The organism is Dietzia cercidiphylli (assembly GCF_014145145.1).
Lineage (GTDB): Bacteria > Actinomycetota > Actinomycetes > Mycobacteriales > Mycobacteriaceae > Dietzia > Dietzia natronolimnaea.
Genome location: NZ_JAALEA010000138.1, coordinates 1 through 11,297 on the forward strand (window position 1 = coordinate 1; position 11,297 = coordinate 11,297).

Below are 11,297 nucleotides of genomic sequence, written 5' to 3' on the forward strand. Positions count from 1 at the left end.
ACGCCCGTCAGCCGGATCTCGTGGGTGGGCGCCCACCTCGCCGTGGTGGCCTGTGGCGCGGTGCTCATCCTGGCGGTCACCGGGATCTGCACGGCGCTCGCCGCCGCCGTGGTCACCGGAGACACCTCGCTCGTCGGTGGGGTGATCGGCTCGCACCTCGGCGCTACCCCGGCGGTCCTGTTGGTACTGGGGGTCTGCGCGGTGCTCTACGGGTGGGCGCCCCGGTTGACGGCGCCCGTCGGCTGGGCGCTGGTCGCGCTGATGTTCCTGGTGGCCAACTTCGCCGACCTGCTGGACTTCCCCGGGTGGCTGCGGTCGCTCTCGCCACTGCACCATCTCGCCGCCGTCCCGGTGGAGGAGTTCGCTCCGTCGCCGTTCCTGCTGGTCGCCGTGATGGCCGGCGCGCTCGTGGCCGCGGGTCTGGCGGGGTTCAGGCGTCGGCAGGTGGTCTCGGGCTGACGGCACGGCACAGGTCGGTAGGGGTGTCTGTGACGAACACTGAGTTCCCCGATCGGGTTCGACGACACCAACCACCACGACCCTATCCGGGTCCTCCAACTATAGTTGTGATACTCTAACTTTAGTTGGAGAAAGGGTGCGGACTATGCAGCTGAACAAGCCGTTCGCCACGGTGACGCCGACCCTGGACGGCGACGTGCTGGCGGTCTTGGCGAGCGCGGACGTCACGTTCACGGTCAGCCAGGTCCAGCGAATCCTCTCCACCGCGTCAGGGGAGGGCATCCGCAAGGTCCTCAACCGTCTCACTGCCCAGGGCGTGGTGCTGCACGACGAAGTAGGCCGGACCCACACCTACCGCCTCAACGCCGAGCACCTCGCGACCGGGCCGATCATGGAGCTGTCACGGCTGAACGCCACTTTCCTGAGCCGACTCGAACAGCACCTGGGCGAGTGGGGGACGGCACTGCGGTACGGCGCGGTGTTCGGGTCGGCGGCGACGGGGCACATGACGCTGGGGAGCGACATCGACTTGTTCCTGGTGCGCGCGATCGACAACGAGAACGGCGTCTGGGAGCAGCGGGTGACTGAACTCGCCCGGCTAGTTACCGCGTGGACCGGCAATGACGGCCGGATCGTCGAGTTCGCCGAAGACGAGTTCCGCGCTGCGGCCGACGCAAGTGAGCCCCTCCTCGATGACGTGTCGAAGCAGGGCCTGACCGTCGCGGGGAAACGGGCCTGGTTCGTCTCGCAGCTGCGCTCGGCAAGGAGGTCGTGATGGCGGGGCAGCGGAACTGCGATGCGGTAGTCGCCGCGGGGCGCATGTCCAAGGCATCCGAGTTTCTCGACGCCGCGGTTCATCTCGGGGAAGAGATGCCCAACGCCGCCGGGGACCTGTACGTCAACGCGGGCATTGCCGCCTCGGATGTCATCTGCTGCGTGCGCCTCGGCGTGCATTCCAACACCGGCAACCACAGCGAGGCGGTCGCCCTGCTGAAGAAGGCCGACAGCGGATCTGAACGGCACTTGAACACCCTGCTCAACCTGAAGAACAAGGCTGCCTACACGCATCAGGACCTGACCGATGGGGAGTTGAAGAAGATGAGCCGCGCGGCGGATCATTTGGTCGAGGCCGCCAAGCAAGCAGTGGCCGCCCGCGGGTAGTTCCCAGTTCGCTGATTGCGAACGGCGTCGTCGCCAGTCCGGGGTGCGGAACCTGCGCCCGAGCGACCTCTGTGGGGTATCGGACATATCTTCCGCTGCACGGTGGATCCCGCGGTCACCCCCGTCAGCCGAGATTCGTGGGCCACCGCGCGCGCTCTGTCGTCGACGACCAGAGGAGTGTGCCCCGGCCGGGCGTTGATAGCCTCTGCGAGGTGACCAAGACTCGTGGCCGGCCGCGCCGCAACCCCGGGTCGCCGACCGGACTCGGCAGCGAGCAGGACATCCTGCACGCCGCGGGCGAGCTGTTCGTCACCAGAGGCTTCGGCCGGACCAGCACCCGGGCCATCGCGGAGGGTGCGGGGTTGCAGCAGGCCAGCGTCTATCACTGGTTCGGGTCGAAGGACGAGATTCTGCTCCGGCTGGTGCTCGGCACAGTGCTCCCGTCCCATCGGATCGCCGACTGGCTGTTGACCACAGACGCCCCGGGGCACGTCCTGTTGTGGGCGCTGGCGTACGCGGATGCGGGGTTGCTGCACGAGGACCCGCAGAACCTGGGGGTTCTGTACTTCGATCCGGAGCTCGACGGCGACCAGTTCAGCGAGTTCCACGAGGTCCGGGATTCACTGCACGAGGCCTACCGGGTCCTGCTCGAACGCACCACGGGCGAAGCCGCCACTGACGTCGACGTGGCGATGCTCGTCGGCCTGGTGGAGAACGTCATCACCTACCGGCGCCGGACACGGTCGCCGATCCCGGACGACACCCCGGCCCGGGTCGCCGATGCGACGCTGACGCTGGCACGGGTCCCCGAGCTCCTTACCGACGAGACGCGGGCCCGGGGACTCGAGATTCTCGGAGATCCCGACTCCCCGGGCCCGGGGTCTGTCGGGTGACGCCGCTCGCGACGGACGCCCTCGGGCGAGGCTAGGCCCTCGCGGGGACCTCGACTCCCCGGTCCGGTACCGACTCGTCGACCGCGGGTGCCGGCGTGGCCTTCCGCGTGTCGGCCCGGGTGTCGGCGGCGGCCACCGCCACGTAGACCACGAGTGACACGGCCGCGGCGAGGAACGTGGTCCAGCCGTCGACGCTCGTGGTGACCACCTCGTTCGGGATGTACAGCAGGGTGTTCTCCACGCCGTAGATCGTCGGTGTGAGGACGAAGAACCCGAGCCGGACCCCCAGTCCCAGCGCGGCGGAGATCACCAGTGCCCTCGTGCTGACTAACCGTGTCCACAGCGACAGGACGAACGGCGCCACGATACTGGCGCACAGCAGGTCGAAGGTCAGGGTCAGGAGGATCCCGGTGTGGTTCACCCGGAGTGCCACGATCACGCCGATGACGGCGACGGGGACCATCGACCAACGAGAAGCCTGGAGCACGTTCAGGCGCAGCTTCCGCGTGTCGATGACGGTTCCGACCACGATGGACGATGTCGCGAGGAGGATTCCGCTGACCGTGGTGAGCGAGGCGGCCAGCAGGGCAGCGATGACCAGCATCGCGATCGGAACGGGCACCTGATCGGTGAGGAGCTGGAAGAGGATCGGCGACTCGGAGTCGCTGTCCCCGAGCAACCCCGCCCCGGCCACGGCGACCGCGGCCAGCGGGACGCACAGGACCACGGTTCCGGCGGCGGCGATCAGGCTCGCCGACCTGGCCCCCCGGGCCGTCTTCGCGGAGGACACGCGCTGGATGAGGTCGATGGCCACCAGGTTGCCGAAGCCCAGGGCGAAGAACGTCGCCCAGTTGATGGCCGCACCCGCGGCGGGTGCCGTCAACTGCTCGAGATCCGAGATGCCGAGCCCCTCCGGCGCCGCGTATCCGGGGCCCATGAACATCCAGGCTGTCAGCCCGACGAACCCGACCGCCATGACACCCATGAGGAACAGGCCCGTATACACCGACGCGAACATCCCGCCGACCATCGTGTAGGCGAGTATCGCCAGGGTGACGAACACGATCGCCGCCCAGTAGGGCACTCCGATGAAGTGGTCCATCATGTGACCCAGCGCGACGAGGTTGCCCGCCATGAGGATTCCGAAGCTGGTCACCGTCAGGACGGCCGTCAGGATCTCCCCGGTCCGTCCGAACGTCTGCCGGAAGTATTCGGGCAGCGAGTACAGCTCCCGCTCCCGCACCTTCTCGGCAACGAAAAGCCCCATCAGCAGGAAGGATGCGGCAAGACCCAGCGGCAGTGCGGCACCCGCCCAGAATCCGAATCCGCCCGCGAGGTCCGCCGCGCCGACGGTTGCATTGGAGTCGACGACCTGGGACATCAGGAGGACGGCGACGAGGGGCACGGTCAGCGTCCGCCCCGCGACCGCGAAGTTGCGGTTCTGTCCTCTCACCCTGGTGGAGGACATCAGACCCAGGATGACGAGTAGAACGACAGTTGCTCCGATAGCGACACTGATCATCGCGACTCACCCACCAGGGAGGTCTCGCGACCCAGCGAGTACAGGGGACGCGCGCCCTCCGGGAGTGCGAGATCACCGTCCGCGATCCGTCGCCTCAGGTAGGCGAAACTCTGCGCGGTCTGGGCGAACAGGTGCTCGCCGGCGTGCAGCGGCTCGTAGGTGGAGTCGTTCGAACCGGGGAACGTCAGGGGAGCGACCATCGTGTCGTAGTCGACGGTGAAGAACAGCGGGTACGAATACCGTTCCCTCGAGATCTTCCTGACCCGGTGGGACGTGGCGACGAACGCGCCGTTGGTCCACACCTCCAGCAGGTCCCCGATGTTCACGACGATCGCGTCCTCGCGGTACGGGACCTCGATCCACTCTCCCCGGCCGTTCATCACCTCCAGCCCGGGAGCGGTGGGCTTGAGCAGTGTCAACGCCTCGTAGTCGGTGTGCGCTCCGATCCCGGGGCGGTCCTCGGCGTCGGGGTTGTACGGGTAATGGATCAGCCGCAGCTGCGAGGGCGGCTGGGTCACCGATCCGAGGAACGTGGCGGGGTCGAGGTCGAGGTACCGGGCGAACGCCGCGAGGAGCCGCGACCCGAGTGCGAACACCTCGTCGTAATAGGTCGTCACCGCCTCCCGGAACCCCGGCAGGTCGGGCCACTGGTTCGGCCCGAGCAGGGGGTTGCCGGCCAGATACTCCGGGTGGTCGGCCGGCAGGTCGATGGACAGGTCGTAGGCCTCCTTGAGGTCCGGGGTGGCGCCGGCGAACACCTCCTCCCCGATGGGGACGTATCCGCGGTGGTTGGTGGAGTTGCCGATGTACACCTCCCGCTTGACGGAGTCGGGCTGGGCGAAGAAGCGCTGTGCGGCCTCGTGCATCGCGCGGAACGTCTCATCGGCCACGCCGTGGTTGACGATGAGGAGGAAGCCGACGCCTCGGGCGGCCTCGCCGAGTCGGTCGACGCACTCCGCTGAGGGCCCGCGGGGATCGGCGAGCGTGGACACATCGATGACCGGGATCGACTCGAAGTCGACGCTGGGTCGGTGGGGGTCAGTCATTCTCGGCTCCTGAGTGGGTCGGGCGGGTCGCGCGGGTCGGGTGGATCGGGTCGAAGGACACGGGTGGACCGGAGTGCTCGCCGGCCCGCCAGGAGATGACGAAGCGGCCGTCGGAGTGAGGGGACAGGGAGAAGAGGGGAGGCTCGGGCCCCGACCACGACGAGTACCGCGCGAGCCAGCCCTGAGCGGTCCGTGAACCGATGTGCACCGACGACGGCCGGCCCCCCGCGGGATCAGCGCCCAGCGCGAGACCGAAGCTGTCGCCGACGCAGACGACCAGCGCCTCGGTGCCGTGGTCATCGACCCCCCTGGCCTCCCACACCGGTCCGGGCTCGTCGGGGCGCTGCTCCCACAGCTCGACGTAGTCGAGCTGTCGGCCCACCTCCAGCAGTCCCCACCCCGGCACGTCGAAGAGTTGCCCGATATCGGCGGACCCGAAGGCCTCTCCGGCGGCGATGGCATGGACCCACTCGAATTCGCCGATGGCGGCGTCCGTGCACTGGAGTCGGCCAGCGAAACCCATGTGGAAGTCCCTCGCGCCCGAGTCGTCGGTGGAGAACCTCGCGTCGCAGAACAGTCGGTTCCCCTGGATCCAGACGACGTCGGAGCACTGGTCGGGGGTGGCGTCGCGGGAGTGGAACAGGCGACGCCGGTAGACCGCGGGAGCGGGGCGCAGGGCGGGTTCCATGGAACTCCTCTAAATCGATCACTCGAACGGAATTAGTCAAACGGCGCTGCGTTGCGCCGCTGTTACGTGGGCGTCAAGGGATGAGAAATTGGGCGACCGTCGGAGTCCGGGGGCTGGCCGGGCCGATGTGGGCTGCGCACCTCGTGGCGCGCGCCTTCCCTCGTAGAGTGGCGTCATGAACCTGCTCCTGCAGTCCCTCGGCGTGGGCGCCGTCCCCGACTTCCTCGCCGAGCACGTCAACCGGCCCGCACCCGCTGTGCGCATCGGGTACCTGAACGACGCCGCGAGCCCCTACGCGGGAGCCGGGTTCGTCGCCGCGGAGCGTGCGCAGCTCTCGGACCTGGGGTACGTGCTGACCGACATCACCGTTGCCGGCATCGACGACGCGGGCGAGTTCGCCGGCCTCCTCGACGGGGTCGACGCCCTGTACGCCGCCGGCGGCAACACCTTCGTGCTCATGGCGGCACTGCGCCGACGGGGTGCGGATGCGGTCCTCGTCGAGCGGGTACGGGCGGGGCTGCCCTACATCGGGTCGAGTGCGGGGTCGGTCATCACCGGACCCAGCATCGAACCGGTCAGCCTGATGGACGACCCCTCCGCCGCCCCCGAACTCACCGACCACGCCGGACTCGGTCTGGTCGACACCGTGGTGATCCCCCACGCGGACGGCGCGCTCCCGCCCTACCCGCCCGAACTCGTCGCACGGCTCGTGGAGACCTACGGGAGCACCTACCCGCTGACACTGGTGAACGATGATCAGGCGTTGCTCGTCCAGAACGAGACGGCACGGCTGATCAGTTCGCACTGACCTGAGGCCGGAAGTGACACGTTCTCGACACCGGTAGTGGCTACGATCGCTCATGGCTCGTTGGGCACTGCGCCCGACCGCCGATCCGACTTCCACGACCCCACGGGGATCTCTCCCCACAGAGGACGACCATGCGCATCCCGTTTCTCGATCGCATCCGCGATCGCCGCCGGTATCACCCCGATCTCCGCCTCGCGTCAGTGGTGCTGCCCCCGCGCCTCGTGGGACCGCGGACCCTGCCGGCGGTGCAGAAGATCGGGACACTGCTGCCAGGACTACGGGGAACGGAGACCCACGAACTCGACTCGGGCGCGACGGTGCGGGTCTTCCGTGCCCCAGGTGATCAGTCGTCATCCTCGGCAGGCCTTGTATGGATCCACGGCGGTGGATACGTCGTCGGTTCTGCGGCGCAGGATGACGTGCTCTGCCGGGCTCTGGCGCGGAGCACCGGTGCGACCGTCGTGTCGGTCGACTATCGACTGGCGCCGCGACACCCATTCCCGGCGGCGCTCGACGACTGTCACGCGGCACTCGGATGGCTGGCCGCTCAACCCGGTATCGACACCCGCCGGATCGCCGTCGGCGGCGCGAGCGCCGGCGGTGGGCTCGCAGCCGCGCTCGCGATCCGGGCCCGGGATGAGGGCCCCGTCGCCCCGGTGCTGCAACTGCTCGCGTACCCGATGGTGGACGACCGGACCGACACCCGCGACCGGCGACACCGACTGTGGGACGCACGATCGAATCGGTTCGGCTGGACGAGCTACCTGGGCGGGGCCGACCCGTCCACGGCCTCTCCGGCCCGCCACCCTGATCTGGCCGGGGTCGCTCCGGCGTGGATCGGCGTCGGCACGGTGGATCTGTTCTTCGAGGAGGACAAGGCGTACGCGGATCGTCTGGAGCGAGCCGGAGTGCCCTGCGAGTTCCTCCCGGTTCCGGGCGCGTTCCACGGTTTCGACCTGGTCGTCACCCGCGCCGGGGTCAGTAAGGACTTCTTCCGGGCGCAGTGCGATGCACTACGGCAGGCCTTCGGCGAGTGACGGGGTCGTGACTCAGTCCGACAATCCGGCCACGCTGTACCCCGGATGTGACGCCGCCGGCGACCCGGCCCACTGATCACCACATGACTGGAACGGGCAGCTGGGAGACGGATCGACCACCACCAGGACGACACCGGTCGAGGTTCAGGGGTTCACCTCCTCGCAGTGAGGACCCGGAGTGACTGGTCGAGGGCGTCCGCGGCCCACGGGATGTCCGAGCGGGTGAAGGGCAACGGTGGTCGCAGCTTGAGTACGTTGCCGAACGGGCCCGCGACCGAGGTCGCACACTGCCGCGCGGGCGGTCAGGTACGGATTCTGAGCGACTCGGTCCGCAACCGCGTTCTCACGCGGCCCCGGATCTACACCCAGTCGACCGACAGCGGCGACCTGCGTCCCCACCCGACGGTCTGCAACAACGGCTCGTCCAGCTCGAGGGCGGGGTGTCCCAGACACAGGTACGCCAGGGGCCGGGCCCCGTCGGGCACGGGCACGCTGTCGGAGAGGTGGTCGGGGTCGACGAGGCTCACCCAGCCCATGCCCAGGCCCTCGGCCGTCACGGCCAGCCACAGCAGGGTGATGGCGGCGACCACGCTGTACTCGGTGGCCGCCGGGACGCTCGTGGTCCCCAGGACCGGCCCGGCGGGCGGCCTGTGGCTGACGACCAGCCCGACCGGTGCCTGGAGGATGCCCTCGAGGCGCAGGGAGTCGTAGAGCGCGCGTCGCCGGCCGTCGAATCGCTCGGATTCCGCGCGGCGCACGGTGCGGAATCCCTCGTGGACGGCCTCGCGCACGCCGCGGTCCTCGATCACGGTGACGTGCCAGGGCTGGCTCAGCCCGACACTCGGGGCCACCGCGAAGACCTCGAGGAGTCGATCGATGGTCTCGCGCGGCACCGGGGTGGGGTGGAAGTGCCGGTGGTCGCGGCGGGTGGCGAGGATCCGCCACAGCGCGTCGCGGTCGGGAGCTCCGATTCCGCCTCCGCCTTCGTCGCCGTCGTCGTCGTCGTTTCTCTCACCCCGTGGAGCGGCGGTCATGACCGCACGAACCGCGGACTCCACACCCGCCCCGACTCGGTGACGCGGGTCCCGGACGCGCCCACGATGAGCAGGCACTTCATGTCCACCGAGTCGCAGTCGAGCTCGGCGAGAGTGGTGATGGTCAGGGACTCCTCGGCCCGGCCCACGTCGCGGCCCACCACCACCGGGGTGGCCGGGTCGCGATGCCGGAGGAGGACGTCGCGGGCGGCGGCGACCTGGCGGGTGCGCGAGCGCGAGGCGGGGTTGTAGACCGCCAGGACCAGGTCCGCGGCGGCTATCGCGTCGAGACGACGGGAGATGACCTCCCAGGGCTTGAGCCGGTCGGACAGGCTCATCACGGCGAAGTCCGCGCCGATCGGGGCCCCGGCCCGGGCGGCGACCGCCTGGACGGCGGACACCCCGGGCGCGACCCGCACGTCGATGCGGGAGTACAGCGGGTCCTCGGCGGCCTCGAAGACCGCTGCGGCCATGCCGAACACGCCCGCGTCGCCCCCGGAGACCACCGCCACGCGTTCGCCGGAGCGCGCGAGGTCCAGGGCGAGCCTGGCCCGGTCTACCTCGACGGTGTTGCCCGAGCAGTGCCGGGTGAGCCCGGCGCGCTGGGGGACGCGGTCGACGTAGGGCGCGTACCCGACCACGTGGTCGACGTCGGCGAGCACGCGCTGGGCCTCGGCGGTGAGCCAGTGGTCCGGGCCCGGTCCCAGTCCGACCACGTGCAGCTCCCCGTCCGGGGCGACGTCGCGCACGGTCCCCTCACCCAGTGGCGAGGGGCGCCGCCCGAACGGGTCGACCTGCTGGGAGTCACCCGGGACCACGATGAGCGAGAAGTACGGCACGGTCGCCGGATCGACGTCCCGCACCGGGTGGTGCACCTCGGCGTCGGTCGAGGCGCGTTCGACGTAGACCGCTCCCTCGAGTCGTCCGGCGGCCTCCAATGCGCGGCGCACCGCCGGGAAGTTGCGTCCGAGCTTCATGATGATCGCCCCGTCGGTGTCCGCGAGGCGGCGGGCCAGCTCGGGCTCGGGCAGGGTCCCGGGCAGCACGGTGAGCACGTCCGTCTGGCGGACCAGGGGGGTGGCCGCGGCGGCGGTCGCGGCGGCGAACGCCGGGATGCCGGGCACGATCTCGGTGACGAACCGATCGGCGAGCTTGTCGTGCATGTACATGAAGGAGCCGTAGAACAGCGGGTCCCCCTCGGCCAGCAGGACCACGTCCCGCCCGGCCGCGAGATGGTCGGCCAGGCGTTGCGCGCTGCGATCGTAGAAGTCCGCGATCGCCCCCGCATACCCGCCGGGGTGATCGGTGACGCCCGTGGTCACGGGGTATTCCAGCACCTCCTCGATCGCACCGGCAGGGATCAGACCTGCGGCGATCCGCCTGGCATTGGACTCCTTGCCCCGCCCGGCGTGATAGGCCACCACGTCGGCGTCGCCGATCAGTCGGGCGGCCTTGAGGGTGATCAGCTCGGGGTCCCCGGGACCCACGCCGATCCCGGACAGTCGCCCCGCCTCGCCGGTCGTGCCCGCCGGACCGGCGCTCACTCGGCCACCTGCGCGAGGGCGTTGACGGCGGAGACCGTCATCGCGGACCCGCCGCGTCGCCCGTGGACGGTGACGAAGGGGACGTCGATCCCGTGGTCGTCCGCCAGGCAGGCCAGCGCGGCCTTGGACTCGGCGGCACCGATGAAGCCCACCGGGCACCCGACGATCGCCGCCGGGTGGGGGGCGCCGTCCAGCAGCATTTCGAGCAGGTGGAACAGCGCGGTGGGGGCGTTGCCGATCGCCACCACGGCGCCGTCGAGACGCTCACCCCACAGGGAGAGGGCGGCGGCGGAGCGGGTGGTGCCCATCTGCCGGGCCAGCTCGGGCACGCGGGGATCGGACAGCAGGCACACCACGTCGTTGTTCCGGGGGAGCCGGGACCTGGTGATGCCGGAGGCCACCATGTGGGCGTCGCAGAGGATCGGCGCCCCGGCCTCGAGCGCGGAGCGCGCGGCCCCCACCAGTCCCGGATGCACCTGCAGGTCGTCCACGAGGTCGGTCTGCCCGGTGCCGTGCACCATCCGGACGGCGAGCCGCTCGGCGTCCCGCGGGACGCCCGACAGGTCGGTCTCGCGCCGGATGGTCGCGAACGAGTCGACGTAGATCGCGGGCCCGTCGTCGACGTAGTCGTAGCGGCGTGGCGGCCTGGGGACAGCAGGCATGGGTCCTCCTCGGGGTTCTCGCCCCGGTCAGAAGTCTCAGGCGACGCGTCAGGGAGCGCGTCGATCCCTCGGCCAGTATCTGGCTTGGCGGCCCGTCGAGCGGGCCTCACAGTGGCGGAACCGCCCCGGACTCGCACCGGGTTCCTCGCCGTGGGACAGCGGCGAGTCTACGTGCGCACGGTGAGCACGCCGCGCCACGGGGTGACGATGAGCTCGGTGACGTCGTCGCCGGTGAGGCGATCGATCACGGCGCGGGTGAGGACACCGTCCCCGGCCCCGACATGCTCGATCCTTCCCGAGGAGCCGGGGACCGGTCCGTACGGCAGCGCGGGGATCGGGGTGGGGAGACGCTCATCGCCCGGGCGGGCGGCGGCGAGCGGCACCGGGAGTTCGCGCACGTGCCAGGGCGCGTCGGGGCCGGTACCCCGGGCGGCGGCGAAGTC

11 protein-coding genes, 2 pseudogenes and 1 riboswitch are annotated in these 11,297 nt (G+C 70.1%); of the genes and pseudogenes, 6 read left to right on the plus strand and 7 right to left on the minus strand.

From position 1 onward, the window contains the following. From G6028_RS05700 to G6028_RS05715, 4 genes and pseudogenes are all read left to right on the plus strand, one after another. Window positions 1–459 (plus strand): annotated as a pseudogene (locus G6028_RS05700) (ABC transporter permease); the annotation flags it as partial. Between the two features lie 145 nt (window positions 460–604). Next, window positions 605–1,234, plus strand: a complete 630-nt coding sequence (locus tag G6028_RS05705; protein ID WP_182638399.1) for a nucleotidyltransferase family protein — start codon at window positions 605–607, stop codon at window positions 1,232–1,234. Further along, window positions 1,234–1,620, plus strand: coding sequence for a hypothetical protein (locus G6028_RS05710; protein ID WP_182616522.1), 387 nt, complete (start codon window positions 1,234–1,236; stop codon window positions 1,618–1,620). Before G6028_RS05705 ends, G6028_RS05710 begins: the two co-directional genes overlap by 1 nt. A gap of 212 nt (window positions 1,621–1,832) precedes the next feature. After that, on the plus strand, window positions 1,833–2,513 hold the full coding sequence (locus tag G6028_RS05715) for a TetR family transcriptional regulator (RefSeq protein ID WP_182616524.1): 681 nt from the start codon (window positions 1,833–1,835) through the stop codon (window positions 2,511–2,513). 31 nt (window positions 2,514–2,544) lie between these two features. Here the strand turns inward: G6028_RS05715 and G6028_RS05720 are convergent, their stop codons facing one another. From G6028_RS05720 to G6028_RS05730, 3 genes are read right to left on the minus strand one after another with little or no spacing between them, the layout of a single operon-like run. Further along, a complete protein-coding gene (locus G6028_RS05720) occupies window positions 2,545–3,981 on the minus strand; it encodes a sodium:solute symporter family transporter (protein ID WP_241730573.1) in 1,437 nt (478 codons plus the stop codon). 50 nt (window positions 3,982–4,031) lie between these two features. Continuing rightward, on the minus strand, window positions 4,032–5,081 hold the full coding sequence (locus tag G6028_RS05725; protein ID WP_182638400.1) for an isopenicillin N synthase family dioxygenase: 1,050 nt from the start codon (window positions 5,079–5,081) through the stop codon (window positions 4,032–4,034). Then, a complete protein-coding gene (locus G6028_RS05730; protein WP_182638401.1) occupies window positions 5,074–5,769 on the minus strand; it encodes a hypothetical protein in 696 nt (231 codons plus the stop codon). The genes G6028_RS05725 and G6028_RS05730 overlap by 8 nt, the downstream gene beginning before the upstream one ends. Before the next feature lie 175 nt (window positions 5,770–5,944). On the opposite strand from G6028_RS05730, the gene G6028_RS05735 reads away from it, so the two are divergent. Continuing rightward, on the plus strand, window positions 5,945–6,577 hold the full coding sequence (locus tag G6028_RS05735; protein WP_182658299.1) for a Type 1 glutamine amidotransferase-like domain-containing protein: 633 nt from the start codon (window positions 5,945–5,947) through the stop codon (window positions 6,575–6,577). 131 nt (window positions 6,578–6,708) lie between these two features. Next, window positions 6,709–7,614 (plus strand): alpha/beta hydrolase, encoded by a 906-nt coding sequence (locus tag G6028_RS05740; protein ID WP_182638403.1) that lies wholly within the window; start codon window positions 6,709–6,711, stop codon window positions 7,612–7,614. A gap of 359 nt (window positions 7,615–7,973) precedes the next feature. Here G6028_RS05740 and bluB read toward each other — a convergent pair whose 3' ends face one another. The 4 genes and pseudogenes from bluB to G6028_RS05760 all read right to left on the minus strand — a co-directional run. Then, entirely contained in the window at window positions 7,974–8,648 is a 675-nt protein-coding gene (bluB, locus tag G6028_RS05745; RefSeq protein ID WP_241730574.1) for a 5,6-dimethylbenzimidazole synthase, read from the minus strand. Beyond that, complete coding sequence (locus tag G6028_RS05750; protein WP_182658300.1) at window positions 8,645–10,192, minus strand: precorrin-2 C(20)-methyltransferase; 1,548 nt, start codon at window positions 10,190–10,192, stop codon at window positions 8,645–8,647. The genes bluB and G6028_RS05750 overlap by 4 nt, the downstream gene beginning before the upstream one ends. Further along, complete coding sequence (locus G6028_RS05755; protein WP_182658301.1) at window positions 10,189–10,854, minus strand: precorrin-8X methylmutase; 666 nt, start codon at window positions 10,852–10,854, stop codon at window positions 10,189–10,191. The genes G6028_RS05750 and G6028_RS05755 overlap by 4 nt, the downstream gene beginning before the upstream one ends. 53 nt (window positions 10,855–10,907) lie before the next feature. Next, window positions 10,908–11,022: riboswitch (cobalamin riboswitch) on the minus strand. After that, a pseudogene (locus tag G6028_RS05760) lies at window positions 11,022–11,297 on the minus strand (nitrite reductase); the annotation flags it as partial. (Overlaps the previous riboswitch by 1 nt.)